At 44.1% G+C, this 24,738-nt stretch carries 13 protein-coding genes; all 13 read left to right on the top strand.

The features are described from left to right. Positions 1 to 14 precede the first annotated feature (14 nt). The 13 genes from ACH11B_RS02460 to ACH11B_RS02400 all read left to right on the top strand — a co-directional run bounded on the left by ACH11B_RS02460 (position 15) and on the right by ACH11B_RS02400 (position 24,717). Positions 15 to 1,826: a RagB/SusD family nutrient uptake outer membrane protein gene (locus tag ACH11B_RS02460; RefSeq protein ID WP_377613017.1), complete on the top strand. Its 1,812-nt coding sequence runs from the start codon at positions 15 to 17 to the stop codon at positions 1,824 to 1,826. Positions 1,827 to 2,451: 625 nt separating this feature from the next. Then, positions 2,452 to 5,694, top strand: coding sequence for a SusC/RagA family TonB-linked outer membrane protein (locus tag ACH11B_RS02455; RefSeq protein ID WP_377613015.1), 3,243 nt, complete (start codon positions 2,452 to 2,454; stop codon positions 5,692 to 5,694). Positions 5,695 to 5,752: 58 nt separating this feature from the next. Beyond that, on the top strand, positions 5,753 to 7,258 hold the full coding sequence (locus ACH11B_RS02450) for a RagB/SusD family nutrient uptake outer membrane protein (protein WP_377613013.1): 1,506 nt from the start codon (positions 5,753 to 5,755) through the stop codon (positions 7,256 to 7,258). Between the two features lie 478 nt (positions 7,259 to 7,736). Continuing rightward, positions 7,737 to 8,999 carry an oligogalacturonate lyase family protein gene (locus ACH11B_RS02445; RefSeq protein WP_377613011.1) on the top strand — a complete coding sequence of 421 codons (1,263 nt, stop codon included), beginning with the start codon at positions 7,737 to 7,739 and terminating at the stop codon, positions 8,997 to 8,999. Next, positions 8,999 to 10,081, top strand: a complete 1,083-nt coding sequence (locus tag ACH11B_RS02440) for a glycoside hydrolase family protein (protein WP_377613009.1) — start codon at positions 8,999 to 9,001, stop codon at positions 10,079 to 10,081. The genes ACH11B_RS02445 and ACH11B_RS02440 overlap by 1 nt, the downstream gene beginning before the upstream one ends. A gap of 18 nt (positions 10,082 to 10,099) precedes the next feature. Further along, positions 10,100 to 11,536, top strand: a complete 1,437-nt coding sequence (locus ACH11B_RS02435) for a polysaccharide lyase family 1 protein (RefSeq protein WP_377613007.1) — start codon at positions 10,100 to 10,102, stop codon at positions 11,534 to 11,536. Positions 11,537 to 11,634: 98 nt separating this feature from the next. Next, positions 11,635 to 13,014 (top strand): glycoside hydrolase family 28 protein, encoded by a 1,380-nt coding sequence (locus ACH11B_RS02430; RefSeq protein WP_377613004.1) that lies wholly within the window; start codon positions 11,635 to 11,637, stop codon positions 13,012 to 13,014. Positions 13,015 to 13,302: 288 nt separating this feature from the next. Beyond that, positions 13,303 to 16,701, top strand: a complete 3,399-nt coding sequence (locus ACH11B_RS02425) for a DUF4450 domain-containing protein (RefSeq protein ID WP_377613002.1) — start codon at positions 13,303 to 13,305, stop codon at positions 16,699 to 16,701. A gap of 197 nt (positions 16,702 to 16,898) precedes the next feature. Further along, on the top strand, positions 16,899 to 19,067 hold the full coding sequence (locus ACH11B_RS02420; RefSeq protein WP_377613001.1) for a hypothetical protein: 2,169 nt from the start codon (positions 16,899 to 16,901) through the stop codon (positions 19,065 to 19,067). Positions 19,068 to 19,358: 291 nt separating this feature from the next. Next, positions 19,359 to 20,276 (top strand): rhamnogalacturonan acetylesterase, encoded by a 918-nt coding sequence (locus ACH11B_RS02415; RefSeq protein ID WP_377612999.1) that lies wholly within the window; start codon positions 19,359 to 19,361, stop codon positions 20,274 to 20,276. Positions 20,277 to 20,342: 66 nt separating this feature from the next. Then, positions 20,343 to 21,500, top strand: coding sequence for a glycoside hydrolase family 88 protein (locus ACH11B_RS02410; protein WP_377612997.1), 1,158 nt, complete (start codon positions 20,343 to 20,345; stop codon positions 21,498 to 21,500). Positions 21,501 to 21,555: 55 nt separating this feature from the next. Beyond that, positions 21,556 to 21,864, top strand: coding sequence for an L-rhamnose mutarotase (gene rhaM / locus ACH11B_RS02405; RefSeq protein ID WP_013663778.1), 309 nt, complete (start codon positions 21,556 to 21,558; stop codon positions 21,862 to 21,864). Between the two features lie 99 nt (positions 21,865 to 21,963). Continuing rightward, the gene (locus ACH11B_RS02400; RefSeq protein WP_377612995.1) at positions 21,964 to 24,717 is read left to right on the top strand and encodes a glycosyl hydrolase; all 2,754 of its coding nucleotides are present in this window, start codon (positions 21,964 to 21,966) and stop codon (positions 24,715 to 24,717) included. Positions 24,718 to 24,738: the final 21 nt, after the last annotated feature.

Raw genomic sequence — 24,738 nt, 5'->3', positions numbered from 1 at the left:
AAAGCTTGTCAATCATGAAAACGAACATAAAACTTATTTTTTTGTTAGGGATTGTTCTTTGCAGCTCCTGTAAGAAATGGCTGGAGATGCCGTCCGAAAAAGAATTCGATAGTGAAACTATTTTTGATAACGTCTCCCGGGCCGAGATGGCGGTATTGGGTGCCTATAGCAGCACCTTCAATCGTGAATTATATTATCAATTCGGTATGGGAACCGACGAATGTTTCTCTACCGAAGGAGAAACCAATTCAAAAAATCAGGTAGCGAATTATGTATATAATACCTCCAACATTCCTACTTCTACTTATACAGCGATGTATGCCGGTGTCGAGTACGCAAATGTATGTATTAAAAATCTGCCGCAAATGGAGGCCGCCAATGAGCAGGAAAAGCGCAAACTGGATATGCTCTTAGGTGAATCGTATGCCATCCGGGCGATGAATCTACTTAGTGTGGTCCGTTTCTTCGGAGATGTTCCGTATCCCAAAATTCCGGTTGTGGATGCAGGGACCTTCAATTCGTCAAGAGTAAGTCGCGACACCATCTTGGATGGGTGTATTGAGGATCTTCAAAAAGCGATCGAACTGTTACCTTGGAAAGGGGAGGGGATGGTGGCCACGCCGGAGCGTTTTACTAAAAATGCTGCTTATGGAGTGCTTGCCCGGGTAGCGTTGTATGCTGCCGGTTATTCATTGCGCTGGGACCTGAATTCGTATTCTCCAGGTTCTGTTAAGATAGCACAACGCGACGATGTCAATCGCATTACACAGCTGTACGAGATTGCTCGAGACGCCTGCAAGGCCATTGTAGATCGTGGCGAAAATAATTTAATTGCTTATGAGACGGTATTCCGCGATTTGGTGAATGGACAATATAATGTTGAGACAATGCTTGAATATGGTCAGTATGGTGCGAATAGTAATGATGGTTCTATTGGTTATACAAATGGAATGTTTGCCCATACGAACTGCATGTTCGGTAAGGCTCAACCGGCCATGGGAGCTTTGCCAACTTACTATTTCGATTTTAGTGAGGGTGATGTCAGAAGGGACGTAGCGATTTGTAATTATAGCATCGCGAGCGATAATACCCGGCAGATGAACAACTATGCCGGTATGACCATCGGTAAATTTCGGGTGACATGGAAAGCGGAAATTGGAACAGCTATTAATAAACGGGATATCAATTGGCCGGTACTGCGTTACTCGGATGTCTTGTTGATGTATGCCGAAGCTGAAAACGAACTGAACCATGGTCCAACAGCCCTTGCCGTTGAAATGTACGAAAAGGTACGGTCAAGAGCTTTTAACAATGATCGAGCTAAAATGGGGGCAACACCGAGTGGTTATGAGGACTTCAAAAAGGCCGTTATTTCGGAGCGGAAATTAGAACTCGGCTTTGAAGGCTGGCGTAGAACCGACTTGGCTAGGTGGGGTATTTTATACGAAACACTTAGTGAAACGAAGCAGAAACTCATCCAATTGGCAAAAGGTGAAGGGCCATATGCCGGCGTTGACAAATATCGAGCTTATAAAAAAGAGCAAGCTAAATCTTTCCTCGATCCGGTCGTCGCAGTTCCTTTTATCGGTTATTCGCAAGCTCCAACAGCGTCTGAGCAGCAGGAATTAAACACTCAAGGCTATACCTTGCTTGAAATGCATGGTAATGTTTCGCTCTTTAACGCGAATAGAACCGATGCCACCTCGGCTTGGATAACAGGATTGTTCCGAGGCCTCGAGAAAAATAAAGTGGAAATTTTACCATTAAATGCCACAACGATTGATGACAACCCGGGATTACAAGGACAGCAACATCCGCTTTATTAGAGAGTAGTTAATAGGGAGTAGGGAACTAGTTAAATGGAATTTCCTACTCTCTATCCCCTGGTCCAAATTTATCACTTCATAATTCCTGCCTACCGGCAGTCATCACTACTAAACTACTTCCCTACTCAATTATTCAACAATTCACTGATTTCTTTACTCCCCCGCAGGCCCCATCATCACATTAGCTAATTCATCAATTGGCTAATTAACTACTCAACCACTCAACAATTTCTCTGCTCCACGCCCATGCTTCATTGGCTAATTTACCAATCGGCTAATTAACTACTTCCCTACTCAACTACTCAACGTCTCAACTACTTAACTATTTATCGACCCATCAATTCCGGAAACGATTGCGTAGTTTAACTCATAGTTAAAAAATGCGTTTATAGGCTTCTAACGCTGTTTTTGATCTTCGGCCTATCGGCAAACAGGACACTACAGGATGCATCCATTTATTGAGCTCTTTAATATTGTATTAGCTAGAATAGCCGGTATAGGTCTCTATGCTAACCAATGAGTAAATAATTCACTCGAAAACAAACGCAGATACACAACCAACAGGCTTACTGAAGGAGTTTTTTATCGTCTCCGAAGTAAAACCAACAATTTAACCATGTTTAAAATGAACCAAGAATCAGAACGGAACCAGACACGGAGACAGCAAGTACACTCACTTGTAATACAGCGAGGGATCAGCTGGCTTTTCATGTGTCTGCTATTGTTTAGTTTTCCCGTGCGCTTATGGGCACAGGAAACTGTAAAGGGAAAAGTAATAAGTGCGCAGGACGGTCAAGCCTTACCGGGCGTATCGGTGCTTGTAAAGGGGAAGAAGGCAGGAACTAGCACAGATGCAAATGGAAATTTTGCTATTCAAGCCGCAAAAAATGAAATCTTGATTTTCTCCTTTGTGGGACACAAACCAAAAGAGGTAACCGTTGCGGGGCCTGTTGTAAATGTTACCTTGGATCAAGATAGCCAAGGTTTGGATGAAGTTGTCGTGGTAGGATATGGCCAACAAAAACGGGGTAATATCACTGGGTCAGTAGCAACCATGAATACTGAAAAATTAACGGAAAGACCACTTCCACGAGTTGATCAGGCCTTGGTTGGACAAATGGCCGGTGTCCGTGTCAAACAAACTACCGGGAATCCCGGGCAAGGTTTGAGTGTCCAGGTACGTGGTGTTGGTTCAATCTCCGCCGGAAATGAACCGCTGTACGTTCTGGACGGCTTCCCGCTATCGGGAGCAACGCCTAATCAAAATGGTGGCTATTCTACTGGCAATCCATTGGATAATATCAACCCGAATGATATCGAATCCATCCAAGTGCTAAAGGATGCGTCATCGGCAGCTATATACGGTTCCCGCGCAGCCAATGGAGTGGTTATTATCACGACTAAAAAAGGAAAGTCTGGAAAGCCGTCCATTAATTTAAATACCTACGTAGGCTATAATGAGCGCAGTAAAAAGCTTGATATGTTAAGTGGTCCGGAGTGGATAGATCGTGCTATTGAAATGATCAATTACCAATGGGTCACCTCCGGCTCGGGTAGAACGGCCGATCAAACAACGGAAGAAAGACGTGCTATTCTGGGCATAGCAGCTGATCAGGTCGATACACGTTACATGATTGATGATCGTTGGGTGCAGCCGGGTTATCCAGGACTAAATATTATTGATTGGCAAGATGAAACTTTCCGTAAAGGTTTAGTGCAAAATTACCAACTTTCTGCTAGTGGCGGTACCGACGCGGTTAAATATTATGTTTCGGGTAATTACAACGGACAACAAGGGATGGTGAAAGAGCAGGACTTTACCTCCTATGCGGCGCGTGCCAATGTAGAGGTGAAAGCTAATGAAAAACTGACTTTTGGTATTAATTTAACCCCCACCTATTCGATTAATAACGATCCGGGTGTGGAAGGAAAAGATAATATCCTGCATCAATTAGTTTCATTTACACCGGTACAGGAAGCAAGTGCCGGCCTATATCCTAATGTTGGTGACAACCCTCAATACCGCTGGAGTACTTCGGCCAACAGTCCGGTAGGTAAATTAGAGCAAACCTTGGCCGTGACCAAACGCTTCCGTACAGTCGGATCTTTATTTGGTCAATACGAGATTATTGATGGACTGAACTTCAAAACAACCCTCAATTTAGACCATGTGGATAATACCTTTAAGCGTTATATTCCTTTTACGATTACCGGTAGTTTACCGAATAGGCAATCGGATTTAACCAAACGTACTTCCGGAACGTATAGTACTTTCAGAAGACAAACACTGGTTAATGAAAATACGTTGAATTATAATAAGACGATTGCCAATGACCACAGCATCTCTGCGCTTTTGGGTTTTTCTTATAACTCCGATAAACTGGATAATGCAACCATGTCATCCCAAAACGGTTATGGAAGCAGTACCATTACTACCTTGAATTATGCATTGGGTGTGACGGGTAATACAACGGAAACCAAGAACGTCTTACTCTCCTATTTCGGACGTTTGCAATACGCGTATCAAGATAAGTACTTACTGAGCGTGTCGGCTAGACGAGATGGTTCATCTCGCTTTGGTGCAAATACCAAATGGGGCTGGTTCCCTTCTGCGTCTATAGGCTGGCGTGTGTCGCAGGAAGATTTTATGCAAAGTATTAAGGGAGCATTGAGTGATCTTAAATTGCGTGCCAGCTGGGGTAAGTCGGGGAACTACAACATTGGCGACTATAGTAGCCTGTCGGTCCTCGGAAACTATGCCTACTCTTTAGGTGGGCAGCTGGTTACAGGATTAGCTCCTAATGGTATCGTGAACCCCGATTTAACTTGGGAAAAGTCGAATACCTTTGATGTCGGGCTTGATCTAGGCTTCATCAACAATCGCATTACGGCCACAATCGATTACTATGATCGTAAGAGTACCGGACTGCTCTTGAACGTGCCGGTGTCGCAAATCACGGGCTTTGCGTCTTCCCTGGATAATGCAGGAAGCGTACGTAACAGAGGATGGGAATTGGAAATCAACAGCCAAAATATTACAGGGACGGCGGATGCATTTCAATGGAGTACTTCTTTTAACTTGAGTCATAACAGCAATAAGCTGACTTCATTACCTAACGGGCAGTCGCAAATCCTGATCCCATCTTCTTTTGATATCTCACATAGTATTTTACGCGTGGGCGACCCGATGTACAGCATTTATGTGGTTCGGCAAGAGGGTATTCTATCGCAGGCCGACATTGACAACGGAGCGGCTTTGTATGGAAATCAAACAGCGGGTGATCCGAAGTATTTTGATGCCAACGGTGATGGCATCATTAATGAGAACGACCGTGTTATTGTAGGTCAGCCTAATCCAAAATATACATGGGGTATTACCAATACCTTCCGATATAAGGGCTTCGATTTGAGTGTGCTCGTACAAGGCCAGTGGGGCGGTGGTATCTACTCTTTATTTGGTCGGGCTGTTAACCGGACCGGAACCGGTATTGTGGATAATGTGCTGGGCAGCTGGCGCGATCGCTGGCGCTCACCAGAGGACCCAGGGGCCGGTGAAGTAGGAAAGACAACCGGAACTTTCGGCCGAATCAAAAATACGGATTGGTACTATCCTTCCGATTACATTCGGGTACGGAATATCACATTGGGTTACGATTTGGGACGGATCATTCCGAAGACAACTTTCCAAGGTGCGCGCATATTTGTTACGGCTGAGAATTTCTTTGGTCATGATAAATACAAAGGTGGTTTTAACCCCGAAGCAACGAACACGAACTTAAGTGGTAGCACGCAGTTTCCGGAAGCGGGTGATTACGGCGGTCTACCGATTCCGAAATCGTTGATCTTCGGATTGAACGTAACGTTTTAACGAGAAGTCCTCGTCGGACAACATACATAGTGATGATCATTATTAAAGATATAAAGTGATGAACAAGATTTTTTTAGTGCTATTGGTCCTTGCAGTTCTTACAGGTTGCGAGAAGGAGCTCGATCAACAACCTATTTCTGATCCTACGACAGAAACTTTCTATGCAATTCCCAATGATTTTATTCAGGGAGCAAATGCCATATATGCTGCTTTGCGCGGCTATCCGGACCGACAATTAAATTTATCGGAAACACGTTCTGATAATTTATATGCTGTATCAGATGGAGGTGTGCGCGATTGGGAAGGCATCAACGGATTTCACCGCAATCTGGCAGCGAATCCGTATATCGCGGAAGCTTGGTTAACCAACTACAATGGTATTAACCGTGCGAACGTCTTACTTGAACACCTAGATAAAAATGGGCACATAGTAACCGACGAAAATTTGAGAGGTCGTTTACAAGGTGAAGCCCGCTTCTTGCGTGCCTTCTTCTATTTTGATCTCTTGCGTTGGTTTGGACGGGTCCCGATCGTCGATCGCGTTATTACAGCAAGTGAAGCAGCTACCATTCCACAAAGTGATATTGCTGCAATTTACGACTTTATTATTGCGGATCTGCAAACGGCAATTCCTCTTTTGCCCTCGAAAAGTGAGTATGCAGGAGTTGATCGCGGTCGCGTCACCAATGCGGCGGCGCAAACGCTCTTAGCTTTGGTATATATGACCCGCTCGGGCCCTAATTTAGGTGTAAATGGGCCTGGCTTAGCTACTAACAATTGGCAAGAGGCAGCTGCTTTATTGGATGAGGTGATCGGTTCGGGTGAATACCAATTTTTGGAGGGTAACAATGCCTATGCTTCCATTTTTTCTTACGATAATGAAAATAATGCCGAAGTGGTATTTGATGTTCAGTATATCACAGGGCAAAATCCGGTAGCAGGAGCCACTTTTGCGTGGCTGTTAGCTCCTGACACATGGTTTAATGCCAATGGACATCCCAATCAGGGCGGTTTGACCATTCGTCCGGTATCGAATGATTTGTTGAATTCGTATGAGTCAGGCGATGTTCGAAAGGCCTTTTCTATTCAAACAGGATACGTTTATAATGGGGTGGCGGAAACCAGATCATTCTTTAAAAAATATATTGATTTATCACGTGTGCCGAATAATCGCGAAGACTGGCCCATTAATTTCATTGTTTGGCGTTTTACCGACATCTTAATGTTAAGGGCTGAATGTACACTGCATGGTGCTTCCGGATCACAAGCGGAGGTAGATCAAGTGGTCAATCGGGTTCGTGCAAGAGCAGGTTTAGCGCCTAGGAGTCAGGTAGACCTTGCCGGTTTGATGGAGGAAAGACGAAAAGAATTTGCTGCCGAAGGATCAAGGTGGCACGACTTGATTCGAAGTGGTCTAGCGGAATCGGTCATGAGTAGCTGGATTGAAAAAGAGGACGTTCAGTCACGTATTGATCCCTTTCAATTAAATTATACACTTTATCCCATTCCGCAAGCCGAATTGGATGCGAAGCCAGGGGTGTATACGCAGAATGGAGGGTATTAATGGGAGTTGTAAGTCATAAGTGGTAGGTTTTAAGCTCAGCTTATCCAACGACCGGTGTAGGCGAATTATAGGTGACAAATCGTCACTCGACAAGGTATATTAATTAGCTAATGTGAGCCACTTGTGACTTACATACATGTGTTAACATAAGGGATACTTATAGCGTATAACTTTAAGTTTGGTTTAACCAACGGCCTGTGTGTGTATTATAGGTGACAAATCGTCCTTCGACAGGGTATATTAATTAGCTAATGTGAGCCACTTGTGACTTACATACATGTGTTAACATAAGGGATACTTATAGCGTATAACTTTAAGTTTGGTTTAACCAACGGCCTGTGTGTGTGGATTATAGGTGACAAATCGTCCTTCGACAGGGTATATTAATTAGCTAATGTGAGCCACTTGTGACTTACATACATGTGTTAACATAAGGGATACTTATAACGTATAACTTATTACTTAGAACTCAAAAGGTATGAAAAAGCATTTATTGTTTTTCTTTGCTCTGCTGCAGGTAGCGATCCTACCTGCGCAACCATTATTGGAAACCGGCGGAAAGGAAATGCCGGATGAATGGGTCGACAACGTAACACATCATCGGGTGATGCGTTTGGTGCGGAGGCCGGGAATCAATTTGAGCTTCTATTTTCATAACAATCCTTTTGTGGGAAATGAAATGGTTTTTTACGGAAGTAATGAGCGACAGAAAGAAAGTTATACGGGAGAGCTAAAGAATAAGGCACAAGAAATCTATAACCTTAATGTGAAAGACAAGCAGCTTTATGTAGTTAATTTAGAAAACTTGAAAGTTCGCCGGTTAACGCAAGAATCCGGAAAAATCCAAGGGGAAATCGTGCATGCAAAAAGCGGGAAAGTATATTATCAATGTCAGGATAGCGTATTCAGCCTAGCGGTAAAAACAGGTAAAAAGGAACTGATCTTTGTATTTCCGGCAGATTTCAAGGCCTCGATTACAACGATCAATGCTGACGCTTCCCTACTAGGCGGAGCCTATGCCACGGAGGAAGAGAAAGAAATTTCAAAACGCTATCCGGAAAAGAGCCAGTATTTCAATCGCATTTATGAAGCAAGATTACCGAGAACATTATTTACCATCGATATCAAAACAAGACAACTGCAAAAGATATTTACGGATAGCGCCTGGTTAAATCATGTACAATTTTCTCCTACAGATCCCAACTTATTAATGTTCTGTCACGAAGGCCCTTGGCATAAGGTCGATCGGATCTGGACCATTAACGTAAAAACAAAAGCTACGCCCAAACTCATTCATAAACGCAGCATGGATATGGAAATTGCGGGCCATGAATGGTTCAGTAAGAACGGCAACTACATATGGTACGATCTGCAATTGCCTCGCGGTCAAACATTTTTTGTAAGTGGTACGGATCTTAAAACCGGAAAGGAGATAAAATACCAATTGCAACGAAACGAATGGTCTGTTCACTACACATCCGCAGTTGATGATAAAACCTTTGCTGGCGATGGCGGCGATCCAGGGTCGGTAGCTAAAGCACCGGACGGACAATATATTTATCTTTTTAAACCTCAAGGTGATCACTTTGAGGCGGAGCGCTTGGTCAATATGAAACATCATAATTATAAGCTGGAACCGAATGTGCATTATTCACCGGACGGGAAATGGATCATATTCCGGGCAAATTTTGAAGGCTTTGAAGGTATATATGCAGTTGAGATAGAAAAAGCGAGGAACTAATGACAGTCAATAGAAAGAAATTCATCCACACCTTATCCTTTTCTTTGGCAGCACTATGGGTGCAAGGGGGAAGAATGCTCCATGCGCGAACCAAAGATGATGCCCGGATATCAGATTTTTGTAGGAAACTGAAACCGATTGGTAGAGCTTTGGAGCTGCCTGGTTACTATGTATGGTGCAACAGCCCAATTGAAGCTCCGGATGGTAAAACGCATGTGTTTTTCTCACGATGGAAGGCAGATCTGGGAATGAGCGGATGGATCAAAGGCTCTGAAATCGCTCATGCGGTAGCAGACGCTCCTGACAAGCCATTTGAGGTACTCGAAACGGTATTAGCCCCGCGTGGCACCGGGTTTTGGGACGCCACGACTTGTCATAACCCGCTGATAAAGAAAATAGGTAACACTTATTATCTTTTTTATATGGGAAACTCCAATGGTAAAACCAATACAAAGCGCATTGGTTTAGCCACATCCTCATCCCTCGACGGTCCATGGACACGCACCGATGCGCCTATTCTCTTGCCGGGTGCAGCGGGCGCATGGGATGATCATTGCACCACAAACCCGGCTTGGGTAAGAGGAAAAGATGGCAGAAATTGGCTCTACTACAAGTCATGGAATACCCACGACTATGAAACAACAAAGGGACCGATCCGGGGAAACAGAAAATATGGCGTAGCCTTCGCCGATAAGCCGGAAGGTCCGTATGAAAAGTATGTCCATAATCCGGTTATTGATTTTTCAGCAAAGGGAGCTAATCGCCAGTTTGAGGATGCCTTTGTTTGGCGTGAAGGGGACAAGTTCAAAATGATTGCGCGCGACATGGGTGTCTTTAACCATGAAGTAGGGCTGATTATGGAGTCTGATGATGGATTGCATTGGTCAGAACCACAAATAGCTTTTCAGCCATTGAGTCATTATGTACAAGAACCACCAGCCCCCGCACACTTGAAGCGATACGGGCGCTTAGAGCGACCCATGCTTTTATTGGAGGATGATCAACCGGCGTGGCTTTTTGGCGCCTCGCAAGGCGGAAAGTATCAAACATCCAGTGCTTTTATTTTTAAATGTGAGGTATAACCAATAAAATCCTGAATTATGATGAAAACTATTCTTTTACAAAAAAATCGCTGGCTTGCCGGCTTTTTAGGAATGGCCGCATTACTAGGGGCCTGTTCTAAATTACCACAATCAGACAACAACCATCCTTATATGGAAAATGGGCGAGTTATTGCTTTCCCGGGAGCAGAGGGCTTTGGCCGCTTTGCACAGGGTGCTCGTGGAGCCGCTAATCCTTCGGTCTATATAGTCACTAATCTGAATGATAATGGCCCTGGGTCATTTCGCGATGCAGTGAGTCAGCCGGGTCGATTTGTCGTTTTTGCGGTGAGTGGCATCATTCGTTTGCAATCTAATTTAAGTGTCGCAGCGAATACAACCATTGCTGGACAAACGGCTCCCGGTAAGGGCGTTGTACTCTATGGTCGTAAAGTCACCTTTACCGGAGCAAACAATTCCATTACCCGCTATATGAGAATTAGGCTGGGAGTGAATGGAGGTGCATCGCGCAATGATGATGCTTCAGGCGTAGCTAATGGTAAAAATATGATTTTTGATCATGTATCGTTTTCTTGGGGGCAGGATGAGGTCTTCTCCATTAACTGGGATAATAAAGGAAATGAACCCGATAGCATAACCATACAGAATTCCATCATCGGACAAGGCTTGCATCGGCATAATCACTCGGCAGGCGGTCTGATTCAAACGGTGAATGGAAAAATTAGTATGCTAAAGAACCTTTATCACAGCAATAAAACCCGCAATCCTAAAGTAAAAGGGTATAATGAATTCGTTAATAATGTAGTATACAATTATGGAAATTTAGATAATCCTATGGGACATACCGTTTCAGGGGATGCTTATATTATGGGGGGATCGGCCGGTATTTCTGAGGTTAATATTCTCAATAATTACTTTATTTCCGGTCCACTTACACCACCAAAAAACACACCTTTCTCACGTGGTACAGGAACTTTTTATCTGCATGCCGCGGGAAATTACTTCGATCCTAATAAGAACGGCGTTTTAGATGGTAGCTTGGTACCCTTCGACACCATCGGATATCCAGGATTAGCGGATTCAAATTTTGTACAACAGCCTTTCGCCTATCCGGCAAAAACGCCGAGCATGAACGCGGAACAAGCTTATCATTATGTATTGAATAATGCCGGTGCTACCTTGCCAAGCAGAGATGAAGTCGATTTATCGATGATCAATGAGTTGCGCTCAAAAGGAAAGCAGGGCAACTATATTTATACGGAATCTGATGTAGCCTTACCTAATGATGGGCTGGGATCTTTTCCCGAAGCCACTGCATTGAAAGATACCGATCAGGACGGGATTCCTGACGTGTGGGAGCAGCGTTTAGGGCTCAATGCAAATGACGCTACCGATGCGCTACAAACTAATACGTCTTTCCCTCAATACCTAAATATAGAAGTTTATATTAACGCTTTAACACCAACATCGAGATAGTGCCAAAAAACGATTCATTCATGTATAACAAGTTAAACAAAAGGTATTCTTTTTTATCAAAACGATCTTTCCAATTCAGGTTTTTATCTTTCATTTTTATGTCAGCTTGGTCAATTAATAGTTACGCGCAAGAGAAGGCATGGACTTCCGCTAAGCAACCGGAGCAGGAAATGGAAATGCTTAAGCGACAGATTAAAGCGCCTGTTTTCCCAGAACGGGATTTTTTGATAACGGACTTTGGTGCGGTAGGGGATGGACTGACTAAAAACACGGAAGCCTTCAAAAAAGCGATTGAAGCCTGTCATAAAAGCGGTGGAGGAAGGGTCGTTGTTCCTTATGGAAAGTTTCTCACCGGTGGGATATATCTAAAGAGTAATGTAAATCTCCATTTAGCGGACAGCGCCACGATTGTATTCAGTCGGGATAGCTCGGATTATCCGATTGTTTTCACGCGTTGGGAGGGAATGGAATGTATGAACTATGCCTCTTTTATCTATGCTTATGGGGAAGAGAATATTGCCGTTACAGGAAATGGGATACTGGATGGAAATGCAAATAACGATTATTGGTGGTGGTGGTGTGGGGCTAAAAAATACGGTTGGCGGGAAGAGTTGGGTAAGCAAACCCCTGCAAGGAATGCCCTGCATGAGATGATGCATGAAGAAGTAGATCCTAAAAAGCGGATTTTTGGTGATGGGCATTATTTACGACCTAATTTTATACAGCCCTATCAGTGTAAAAATGTATGGATTGCGGATGTGAAGTTGATTAACTCACCCATGTGGAACCTCAATCCCGTATTGTGCGAAAATGTACTGATTGAAAAGGTAAAAGTGATTAGTCATGGGCCCAATAACGATGGCTGCGATCCGGAAGCTTGTAAAAATGTATGGATACGCGATTGTTATTTCGATACAGGCGACGATTGCATTGCCATTAAATCGGGAAGAGATGAAGATGGCCGCAATATCGGTCGCCCGGCAGAAAATCATATTATCGAGAATTGTGTGATGAAAGATGGGCATGGTGGCGTCGTCATCGGTAGTGAGATTGCTGGAGGCGCTAAGAACATTTATGCTATCAATTGTGAAATGGATAGTCCTAACTTGGATCGTGTCTTGCGGATAAAGACGAGCTCGAGCCGTGGAGGGATCATTGAAAATGTATTTATGAAAAATGTACAGGTCGGCACGTTCAAAGAAGCCGCTGTCAAGTGCAATATGTTTTATGAAAAACCGGGGAATCACATTCCTACGATCCGTAATATTTGGGTAGAAAATCTGAACGTCGAAAAAGGTGGGCAATACGCGCTGATGGTTGCAGCCTATCAGCAGTCGCCGGTAACGAATCTGCGAATGATTAATTGCAATTTAAAAGGAATTAAAGAACCCTTTAAGGTCGACCATGTTAAGAACCTTGTCTTTGAGGATGTGAAGATCAATGGAAGGGTGATGGAGGCGCCAAAAGGAATTAATTAGTTATTGGTTATTCGTTTCGCGTAAAGCGATCCTATTCAGCCGCTCAAAGGTTTAGCGTGTAGGCCCGAATGGCCATATGGAATGAGTGTTTGAATTTTATTTGATACTTTGTTGTTGGTTAAAATATAGGGAATCGTCGAAGGAATTAACTTTCATATAAATAAAGATCGGCCTCAAAAGGTTCGGGTAGCATAAGCTATGTAACGGCATAGAGGCTCAAAGAACATTTTCAGCCGAGAGCTTTCTTTGTTACTTTCTTTCGCGGAGAAAGAAAGTAAATAATTGGTTATGATAAAAAAAAGAACATTTTTTCTGAGCATGATCATATCGATAAGTATGATATTATCGAGCGATCCATCCTACGCGCAGGAAAATGACCATAAGCCTTTATGGCACGGTATAGAACGAGTGGTACATTACAAACCCGAGGGCGAAGACTTTGTATTGGTGCAAGGGAGGCGGCGATTTAATCGCGCCTTGTATGGCACGAATACGGCTTTTCGCGTGGAAGCGGGCGATTTGCCTGAATTTGCTTTATACTTGCCGGGCATGGGCGGTAACTTACAGTTTGTGCTGACCGATGGTAAGAACTATAAAAGACTGATTGATGCGGATCATATTGAAACTCGGTATCGTCCAGGGACAATGATTTACTGGATTAAAGATACACTGTTGGGTGATGGGCGATTGACGGTGCAAGTTTTGGCACAAGCGGAGAACGAAGGTTTAATTCTGGAGGTGGAGGGAGAAAATATTACACATTCAACGAAGCTTTTGGCTATCTATGGAGGAGCTAGTGGGCAAAATTTCAGTCGTGCCGGCGACATAGGTGCCGACCCGGAATCGAGCTTTTATTTATTGCCCCAGAATTGCGAAGCGAATACGTTTACCCTAAACAATCGCGGATTCCATTTGAACTTTTTAAATAAGAAAAAGCAAACGCAGGAATTGTTCGGTACTTTTTCCGGACAACCGTCCCTGAAGCTGCTGGATGCAGATAAGTTGACGGTTTTACCTGAATTATGGGAAAGTTCATCCATTGATCGTCCGGTGTTGGGTGCTCAATATCTGCTAAAAGACGAACACCCGGTTTATATAGCAATCCAACGGGAAAAAAGTCAGGCGCCATTGGAAGTAGTTTTTCAACAGGCTGAAGAAAAACGGAAGGGCTTAACGGAGCGCGTAAAGCTTAAAACCCCCGATCCTTATATCAACACGCTGGGTGGTGCATTGGCGATTGCGGCGGACGCCATATGGGAGTTTCCAACCTACTTACACGGTGCAGTGGCTTGGCGCATGCGCTTAAATGCCTGGCGAGGGGCTTATGTGGCTGATCCGTTGGGCTGGCATGATCGCGCTAAATTGCATTTCTCAGCTTACCTTCGTTCTCAGGTACTGGAGCCGGAGAAAGGGCCAGTGGTATCGGATACCTCACGGCATCTGGCAAGACAGCTTGAAGAGATGGGCACAACCGTGTTCTCCAGTGGATATATCTCTAGAAATCCCAATGATAATACCAAACCGCATCACTATGATATGAACTTGGTGTTTTTTGACCAATTATATAACCATTTTCAATATACAGGTGATACCGCCTTTATAAAAGCTAGCTGGCCTGCCATCAAAAGGCACCTGGCATGGGAGAAACGGAATTTTGATCAGGACGGTGATGGGCTATACGACGCGTATTGCGCCATTTGGGCAAGCGATGCCCTGCAGTATAGTGGTGGTGGCGTAACGCACACCTCGGCGTATAATTATCGAGGTTTTGAGATGGCGGCAAAGCTCGCTACGATCGTTGGTGAAGATCCAAGGCCTTATAAACAGGAGGCTGCTAAAATTAAAGAAGCAGTAAACAAGCATTTGTGGTTAAAAGATAAAGGCTGGTATGCCGAATATAAGGATCTCTTGGGTGAGGGATTACGACATGAGCAACCAGGATTGTGGACAATCTATCATGCGCTTGATACCCGCATGGCTACACCCTTTCAGCGCTATCAGTCACTAACTTATATTGATGAGCACATTCCCCATATCCCCATACGGGCGATAGGCCTATCGGAGCAGCATTTCTACACCTTGTCTACAACAAATTGGCAACCGTACACTTGGTCGATCAACAATGTGGCACTTGCTGAAAACCTACAAACGGCTCTTGCGTACTGGCAGGGAGGCAAAGCGGAAGATGCTTTTCGATTGTGGAAAAGCAACCTTATAGAAAGCATGTACTTAGGTGCCAGTCCGGGTAATTTTCAGCAATTGTCTTTCTATGATGCGCAAAGAGGCGAGTTATACCGGGATTTTGCCGATCCGATTGGCGTAGCGGCTCGAACCTTAACGGAAGGACTGTTTGGCATTTTACCGGATGCATTAGCTGATACGCTTACTATACGTCCTGGTTTACCGCAATCGTGGAATGAAGCAGATTTAGATGTTCCCAATATAAGTTTTTCTTTTAAGCGCTCGGGATTGCTTGATCACTATGAAATCACGCCAAGATACCAAAGGAGTATGAACTTGAAATTGCTGTTGCGCACTAAAAAAGCGGCAGTAAAGCAGGTAAGGGTGAATGGAAAAGACGTTGACTGCACATGGATAGAGGAAGCACTGGGGCAGCCGACACTTCAGGTGTCGATACCCAAGACTGCAAGCTACCACATTGAGATCGAGTGGGCTGATAAAGAAATAGCCGAACTGGGCTATCAAAATAGTGTCGTTTTGGGACAGGATCTGAACTTGGATATCCGTGAAGCACGGCTTGAAGAGGTGTACGATCCACAACGAGTATTGGTGGATTCCTCAAATGAGAAACGGAAGTTTTCCTTCAAGCGAGTGGGGAAATCATTGTTCTTTGTAAAGCTTAGACAAGGGAATGCGCAATGGTGGATGCCTGTGGATGTACGCGTTGAAGATGCTTATCGTCGCAGTGCTTTTCCGAAGACTGAAGGCAAAAGCAAGGGTAGATACGAAATGCTGGACTTAAGCAAGGAGTTCAACGGAAAAATAACAGAATTGTTTAAGCAACGTTACTTAAGTCCACGACCGGGTGCGCCGACCTTACAACTACCTTGGCAAGGTATCGGTAATTGGTGCTATCCCTTGATTGAACCTGTTTTAGATGATCAAGGGACCAAACGGTTAGCGAAGGCGCAGGGTCATATACGCTTGCCAAATGGTGTACCAATAAAATTATCGGTTGATGGAAACGATATCCTGTTTACCTCGCAGTGGGACAACTACCCAACAAAGAAGACCCTTGCCCTAACAGGCAAAGCCTCGCATGTTTATTTGCTAATGGCCGGCACCACCAACCCCATGCAGAGCCAGTTCATCAATGGCCTAGTGACTATTGTTTACGCGGACGGGACCAAAGAAAAGCTGGAACTCCGAAATCCCGATAATTGGTGGCCGATCGAGCAGGATTATGAGGATGATGGTTATGCTTTTTCCCTACTGAAGGAAAAACCCTATCGGTTGCATTTGAAAACCGGCCGGTTCGTACGCGGAGGGGAAGGAAGTTATGATGAAATCAAGGGATTTACGAAGCGGGCAATCGACGGTGGCGCCGCCACGCTATTGGACTTCTCGCTCGATCCGACGAAGGAACTGAAGACACTTGAATTGCGAGCGATAGCCAATGATGTAGTAATAGGCTTGATGGGAATGACACTAGAAGTTGTTGAGTAGGGAATTATTCATTCGTGTTCACTTTAAAGGTATTTATGAGCTCGCTACGCTCGGTTAGTCAATTAGCCAATGTGATAATTAGCCAATGAAGTAACGTAGGCAGGTGCGCTTAAAGCTTACTGCCTTGTAAGTAGTTAAATAGTCTAATGGTTAAGTAGTCAGTACGAATAACTAGTAACAAATAACCAATAACAAATATGATATACAAGAAAAGACATTATTTATCGATATTAACTTACTGTTTGATTGGAATACTCTCCTGTAATCAAAAGCAAACGAAGAAGAACGATTCTATTGATCGAAAAGCCGTAGTAACCCGGCATAATGTTGTTAATGAGTCTATTGATTCATTGAGCTCTTTAACCGTGGGTAATGGAGAATTTGCATTTACAGTTGATGTGACAGGCTTGCAGACTTTTCCGTTATTGTACGAAAAGGGAGTGGCCTTGGGAACGCAATCGGAATGGGCGTGGGATAGCTTTAAAAACGAAAAAAACTTCCGCTTTGAAGAAACATTGAAGAGCTACGACTTTAACAACGAAGGAAGAGATGCCAAATATAGTGTACAATGGAAGGAACCTCAACGAAATAAAGAAGCCACTGATTGGTTTCGTGAGAATGCGCATCGACTTCAATTGGGAAATATTGGTTTTGAATTGTACAAAAAAAATGGTCAACGCGCAGAAGCAAAAGATTTAACGCATATTCACCAGGAACTAAATTTATGGACAGGTGAAATTCATAGTTCATTCCAAGTGGAAGGCGAGCCGGTTGAGGTATATACCGCTGGCCATCAAGAGCAGGATCAGCTGGCAGTTAAAGTGCAATCACCTTTAATTAAGACGGGGCGCTTGGCAATCTATATACGCTATCCTTACCCAACAGCGGAGTTTTTGGATGAGGGAACCTTTTGGGAGCGCCCCGAGCTGCACCAAACTAAAATCGAAGTAAGCGATACACATTTTGCCAATATTAGTCATCAGCTCCAGGGAACGCGGTATGAAACTAGCCTTGCTTTTACCGAAGGTAAGCTCAACAAAGGTAAAGAAGATCATTATTTTGTTTTTCAACCGGGAAGAAACACGGATCTGTTGGAGTTCAGTGCTGCCTTTTCGCAAAAAAAAATGGAGGGAAAGCTGTCTTTATACGATGAGACTTTGGCTAGCAGCACAAAAGCTTGGGCCGACTTCTGGAACCGGGGGGCAGCTATTGATTTTGCCGGGAGTAAAGATCCACGGGCGAAAGAACTTGAGCGACGCGTGGTGTTGTCGCAGTACTTAACGAAGGTACAGTGTGCGGGACATTATCCACCGCAAGAGACGGGTCTGACATTCAACAGTTGGTTCGGTAAACCACATACGGAGATGCACTGGTGGCATGCTGTGCATTTTGCACTTTGGGGTCGTGTAGACCTGATGGAAAAAAGCCTCGGCTATTATGCTAATACGGTGGAGAAGGCAAGAGCAATCGCCAAACGTCAGGGATATGAGGGTGCCAGATGGCAAAAAATGTCAGACAACGAAGGCAATGAAAGTCCTTCTTCCGTGGCCGCGTTTCTTATTTGGCAACAGCCGCATTTTATTTATTTGGCGGAACTGGCCTATCGGGATAAGGAAGACCCCAAAGTCATTGATAAATATAAAGACCTGGTTTTTGAAACGGCCGACTTTATGGCGTCATTTCCGACTTACGATAAAGTAAAAGACCGTTATAATTTAGGTAAAGGCGTAATTCCGGCACAAGAGGTTTTTAAAGCGGCTGAAACTTTCAATCCAACCTATGAGGTTGCCTATTGGGATTGGGCCTTGCGCATTGCACAACAATGGCGCAAACGGGCAGGCATGGAACCCAATGAAAAATGGGATGAGGTGATTCAGAAGTTGGCAGCACTGCCGGTTCAAGGAGGTGTTTACTTAGCAACTGAGAGCGCAACAGATTCTTATACCAACCCAAAATGGCGGACGGATCATCCTGCCGTGCTGGGCGCTTTAGGCATGGTTCCTGAATCACCCAAACTAGATAAGAACGTGATGAAAAGTACCTTGGATACGGTTTGGAAGACCTGGTCGTGGGCCGATACTTGGGGCTGGGATTTCCCGATGACTGCCATGAATGCGGCACGCCTGGGCCTGCCCGAAAAAGCACTTGATGCACTCTTTATGGATATACAAACAAATACATATCTTAGGAATGGTCATAACTACCAAGATGGGAGATTACGTATTTATCTCCCGGGAAATGGAGGCGTATTAGCAGCGGTAGCCATGATGGCCGGTGGATGGGATGGAAGCGAGGGCGAGCTTCCGGGATTTCCAAAAGACGGTTCGTGGCAGGTGAAAGCGGAAGGATTTAAAAAAATGCCTTAGCTCACTCTTCGGTTTTGGTTATGTTTTTCATCATTTGCTCGTTCCACTCGGTTCAAGCTAATTCGTGGTCTTCGGAAGACACTAACAGGACGCTACAGGTTGCCGGCCTGCTTGATTTGATGTATTATAGTAGCATAAAAAGTGATATAGCCATACGATTCATATATTAAACCATAGATTAATATTTAATAGATTGGTAAAAAGTAAAGGCCCTCCGTTCTACTAAAGTATCGCCTAGGAAATTTGCGGTTAGCACGTGGAGGCACTACCGATGAAGCAAAGTTCCAAGCGATGAGTCTTTGGTTACTTTCTGCGGAAGAAAGTAACAATAGCTTAACCAACAATTTTTTTTCTGCCATTGGGCAGGCGAGAGCAAACCTTTGCACCATATTTAAAAGATATTATATTAAACCAAATAAATCGATGCATTCATCAAAAATTAAACCATTCGTCAGTATACTGTTGCTCCTACTGTTGGCAATGAAGCCGGTTGACAGAAAGCCAACCTTATATATTATTGGCGATTCTACCGTCAAAAATGGTAAAGGTGATGGCAGCAATGGTCAGTGGGGCTGGGGGAGCCTACTGTCTTCTTATTTTGACACCACGCGTCTTTCCATCGAAAATCATGCTTTGGGAGGAGCGAGTACACGTACTTATATAACCAAAGGCTTATGGGATAACGTGTTAAACCGAATCCAAACCGGCGACTATCTTATGATGCAGTTTGGGCATAACGACGGTAGCCCCTTGGACGATACAGCCAGAGCACGTGGAACATTGAAAGGCATAGGTGAGGAACAAAAGGAGATATATAATCCCATTACAAAGCAGCAAGAAGTTGTTTATACATACGGTTGGTATTTGTCTAAATTTATTCGCGAAGCGAAAGCAAAGGGGGCTCGAGTGATCGTATGTTCGCCTATTCCTCGTGATAGATGGGAAGAAAATAAGATAGCGCGTGACACGGATGGATATCCGAAATGGGCAAAAGAAGTAGCCGCTCGCGAAGGGGCGACATTTATTCCACTGCACGATTTGGTTGCTGATTATTATGATCAAATAGGACGGGAACAGGTGAGAGCCTATTTCCCCGACGACCATACGCACACTGATTCGGAAGGTGCAAAGAAGAATGCAGCGCTGCTTGTAGAAGCGATAAGGAAAGTCCCTAAAATGGGTTTGAAAAAATTTATTAAACGAAAATAAGCTGATTTGGGATAGCTGATCGCTGAAAGCTGTCAGCTAATACCTAATTGCTAATAACTAATAACGATGAATAAAATACGCAATAGAAACTTACGGAAAACGCTAACAACACTATGCTGCTTGTTAGTGATTGGCTTACCTGGTTATGGGCAAAAATTGCCAAAGAAAGACGAAATATTACAGCAGCTTCGGCTGGCTAATAACTATTTTATGGAGAAATGGCCCGACGCGGGGAAAACAATCATTACGAATAAAGAGCGCCCGGCGAATATCTGGACCAGGGCGGTGTATTACGAAGGCTTGATGGCATTGTATACAATTGATGCTGATAAGCGTTACCACAACTACGCTACGCAATGGGGAGAAAAACACCAATGGGCACCTGCACGTGATTTGTTTACGCGCAATGCGGATAACCAATGCTGCGGTCAAACGTATATCGACTTGTATCGCTTAGATAAGCATGCTATTCAGATCAAAGCGATTAAAGATAACATCGATGCGATGGTCAATAGCGATCAGGTAAATGATTGGGATTGGATCGACGCCATACAAATGGCTATGCCTATATTCGTAAAGTTGGGAGTAACCTATAATGAACCGAAATATTTTGATAAAATGTACGCACTGTATGCGTATACTAAATACAAAGAGGGCGGAAATGGTTTATACAATCCCGAAGATAAACTGTGGTGGCGCGATAAGGATTTTGTTCCGCCTTACAAAGAACCAAATGGTGAAGATTGCTACTGGGCACGTGGTAATGGCTGGGTAATAGCGGCTTTGGTGCGGGTCTTAGACGAATTGCCAAAAAGTGACGCGCATTATCAGGAATATTTAACGGATTTGACCAATATGCTAGCGGCATTGGCTCCTCTGCAACGGAAAGACGGCTTTTGGAATGTAAGTTTACACGATCCTACGCACTTTGGAGGGAAGGAAGCGACGGGAACAGCGCTATTTACCTACGGAATGGCTTGGGCGATCAATAAAGGCTTGGTGGATAAAAAGGTATACTTGCCGATCGTAACCAAGGCTTGGAAAGCGTTGTCAAAGGAATCCTTACATAAGAATGGTTTCTTGGGTTATGTACAAGGCACCGGAAAAGAGCCGAAGGACGGCCAACCGGTTACCTATACCAGCAAACCCGACTTCGAGGATTACGGCTTGGGTTGTTTTCTACTGGCCGGAACGGAAGTGTATAAATTAGCTAATAGCCTTTAGACATAAGGCATTAGCGATGTGTTAACTGCTAATAGCTATAAGCTAATACCTCAAAATGAAAATCGCTTTTAAAATGAAATTAATGCCGGGATTCCAAGAGGAATACAAAAAAAGGCATGATGAAATATGGCCGGAAATAAGCGCACTGCTAAAAGAAACAGGCGTAGCCGACTATTCTATTTTTTTGGACGAAGAAACGAATACCTTGTTTGCGGTACAAAGGCAAAATGGCAGTTCTTCGCAGGATCTGGGAGATCACCCATTGGTAAAAAAATGGTGGGCCTATATGGCGGATATTATGGAAACAAATGCAGATAACTCGCCCGTGAGTAAACCTTTGAAAATGGTGTTTCATTTGGAGTAGACAGTAGTTAATAGGGAGTAGTTAATAGGGAGCAAGGAGTATGACCAGTTCCCAACTAACAGGTTCCCAACTAACAGGTTCCCTTGTTCACTAATAAAGATGTTAAAAAAACTTCAATACATATTCATTATAAGTCTCGCGCTAACAGCAGGATGCCAGCGCGAACCCGATACCCTTTGGCCGGAAGTTACTAAAGAGATGAAACCTTGGACGCGCTGGTGGTGGATGGGAAATGCGGTAGATAGTGCAAACTTACGTAGCCTCCTTCAGGAATATCAACAACGCGGTTTTGGCGGGGTAGAAATTGCACCCATATATGGAGCAAAAGGTTATGAAGATCAATACATAGAACACCTTTCGGACGAGTGGATGAAGCGCTTACGGTTTACCTTGCAAACGGCCGATAGCCTGGGGATGGGGGTCGATTTAACTAATGGTACCGGTTGGCCTTTTGGCGGACCGCAAGTTGATACAGCCGATGCGGCTACCAAGCTAATAGTAGGCACGTATAAATTACAAGGGGAACAACCGTTGCAAAAAAAGATTAGGTCTTCAGATCCGAAACAACCCAACGCTCCCTTAATCTCTTTAACCGCATATGGTCCCGATAATAAAACGCTTTTATTGACGGATAAAGTGGATAGCTCCGGTACACTCCATTGGATGGCCGATAAGGGCACGTGGGAATTATATGCTTTATTCCTAGGTAAAACTAAGCAGCAGGTTAAACGTGCCGCACCAGGTGGTGAAGGTTTAACGCTCGATCACTTTTCGAAAGGGGCACTGGATCGCTATCTTCAACCGTACACACAGGCATTAGGTAAAGAGCGTATTGGAATAAGGGCTTTCTATAACGATAGCTATGAGGTGTATGGAGCAGACTGGACGGAAGCACTGTTTAAAACCTTCCGAGCTAACCGAGGTTACGATCTACGGTATTATGTACGCGATTTGCTAAGTCGGGATTCAACCGAGCAGGTCGCGCGTATCAAATCTGATTATCGCGAAACGGTGGCAGAGATGCTTTTAGATAATTTTACCAGGCATTGGACTCATTGGGCGCATGAACAGCATGGTATTACAAAAAACCAAGCGCACGGTTCGCCAGGTAATCTCTTGGATTTATATGCGGCGGTGGATATACCGGAGGCAGAAACCTTTGGTTCGAGTTATTTTCCGATACCGGGGCTGCGTCGTGATAGCGCCGATATACGTAATGTGGATCCCGATCCAATGATGTTAAAATTCGCTTCTTCCGCTGCGCATGTAACCGGTAAGAATCTGGTGTCGAGTGAAACCTTCACCTGGCTGACGGAACACTTTAAAACGTCCTGGGCGCAATGTAAACCGGAAGTGGACCAAGTGTTTTTGGCCGGGATTAATCATGTGTTTTACCACGGTACGACTTATTCTCCGCGAGAGGTGCCTTGGCCGGGATGGCTCTTTTATGCGTCCGTGAATTTTGTGCCGGCTAATAGCTTATGGAGCCATTTGGACGGGATGAACCGATATATTACCCGTGTACAGTCGATCCTCCAATCGGGAAAAGCGGACAATGAATTACTGATTTATTGGCCGATCTATGATATATGGCATCAGCCAAAGGGAGCTTTAAGGGCCTTGAAGGTTCACGATATCGATGAATGGTTACATCCTACTGAATTCTATAAGCAGGCTTTGCAATTACAGGAAGAAGGCTATTCTTTCGATTTTGTATCCGATCATTTGCTTGAAAAGCTGCAGGTTCAAGATGGAAATTGGGTGACAGGTAAGGAGTCCTTACCTTATCGTGCTTTATTGATACCGAAAACCGATAAAATGCCCGTAGAAACCTTAGAAAGACTTATTCACTTGGCGGAAAATGGCGCTACGCTTATTTTTCAATCCTTGCCGAAGGATGTTCCCGGTGCTCACGATCTGGAAAGGCGTAGAATGAAACTTGCTCAGGTCTTGGAAAATATAAAGAAGATGTCGAGGCAACCGAAGGTTGGTAAAGGTAAAATTTTAGTGAAAGAAATCTTGCGTGACGGTCTCCAGGAAGTAAGTTTGCCCGGGGAAGCCTTGGTGAAGACAGGACTGCGATTTGTTCGGCGGAAAGTTGGAACAGGTCACTATTATTACCTGGTCAATTTAACCGGAAAACGGGTGGACGAATATGTAACATTTAATGGAGCAGGTGCTTCTTGGTATATTTTGGATCCCCTTTCGGAAAAAACCGGAAGAGCAGCAATCATGTCTAAAAATAACCAACTGAAAGTGAGGGTACAGTTGGACCCCGGTGAATCTTGGATTTTGGCAGGCTTACATAAAGAGCACCAAGAACTGGTAGATTGGCAATACCTCGAAAAACCCACTGCGTCTATCGCTATAGAAGGAAAATGGCGATTAACCTTTAAGGATGGGGGGCCAACGATTCCAAAAGCACGAAATCTGGATCGCCTGATGCGGTGGACAGATCTACAAGATAGCGCAGCAAATAATTTTGCCGGAAAAGCCGTTTACATGTCTACTTTTGAATTACCAGCAGGCTCCGCAAAGGAATATGTTTTAAAGTTGGACAACTTATTTGAAAGTGCTCGTATAAAAATTAATGGAAAAGATGCTGGATTGATTTGGAGCCTTCCTTATAAATTAAGACTTGGAAATCTTGTTCGTCCAGGGAAAAACACCATTGAAATCGAAGTAGCGAATTTAATGGCCAATCGAACCCGCTATATGGATCGACGGAAAATGAAATGGCGGGAGTATAATGGAAGTCAATTCGTCAACATCGACTATGAACCTTTCGACGCGTCAAACTGGAAAACAAGTCCTGCCGGCTTAGCGGGTCCGGTGTATATCGAATGTTACTAAACTGTTTCATGTGAAACTTGA

It is taken from the genome of Olivibacter sp. EAT-5 (genome assembly GCF_044784325.1).
Taxonomy (GTDB): Bacteria; Bacteroidota; Bacteroidia; order Sphingobacteriales; family Sphingobacteriaceae; genus Olivibacter; species Olivibacter oleidegradans.
Note: the sequence above shows the minus strand (reverse complement) of the source record. Positions and strands in the feature narration are given on the sequence as shown.